The organism is Pseudovibrio sp. Ad46 (assembly GCF_001623065.1).
Lineage (GTDB): Bacteria > Pseudomonadota > Alphaproteobacteria > Rhizobiales > Stappiaceae > Pseudovibrio.
In genome coordinates this window covers 1-811 of the sequence record NZ_LMCG01000060.1, presented here as the reverse complement: position 1 = coordinate 811, position 811 = coordinate 1, and the positions used below count along the sequence as shown (strand labels likewise).

Here is an 811-nt window from a genome sequence, read left to right as displayed (position 1 = left end):
GGCAGTGCTGCCTTTCTGGCAGAATGCGAGCGACTAACAAACTTGATGTCAGTGGCTGATACCAGCAGGCCGGGCACGCTCGGCAATCTGATTGACAAGTATCGCGCCGGCTCTGCCTTTCTTGAGCTGGCTGAGCGCACCAAGTCAGACTACCAGAAGGTCTTTGATTATCTGGCACCAATCAACAACACACCCCTCACCCGCTTTACCTCGCCCTTCATTGTCAAACTCAGAGACAAAGCAGAGGAGCAACGTAAAAGGCGTTTTGCAAACTATGTGAAGCAAGTGCTTTCCGTTCTGTTTTCATGGGGCAAGGAACGTGGGTTCGTCAAAGAAAACCCTGCTCTTGGGGTTAAGTCCATTCGCAAACCCAAGAACGCTCCAATCGCCAACAGGCCCTGGAAGATGACGAGCGCAGGGTCGTTTTAAAACACGCTCCTCCTCAAATGGTCCCTGCCCTTACCTTGATGATGTACACAGGTCTCGACCCTCAAGACACGCTTACGCTTGCCAAGCAGCAATACCAAAATGGTTTCATCTCAACACGGCGAGCCAAAACAGGGGCTCAGGTCTTTTGGCCTGTCATTGCACCTTTGAAAGCAGCTCTTGATGAAGCTCCTGCCCACTCAGCTCCAACACTTTGTGCAAACTCCAGAGGGCAACCATGGACTGTCTCGGGGTTCAGAGCATCGTGGAGAAAGCTGCGCATCCAATTAGAAGATAAGAACCTGATTGAGCCGGGCCTTACTCTTTATGGTCTGCGGCATACGGTGGCGACCATTTTGCGGGAGATTGGGCTGAATGACAGAGA

General features: G+C 51.9%; 2 pseudogenes. Both read left to right on the top strand.

Annotated features, from left to right (window positions below):
- Positions 1–429 (top strand): annotated as a pseudogene (locus tag PsAD46_RS27955) (integrase); the annotation flags it as partial.
- Positions 430–446: 17 nt separating this feature from the next.
- Positions 447–811 (top strand): annotated as a pseudogene (locus tag PsAD46_RS27950) (hypothetical protein); the annotation flags it as partial.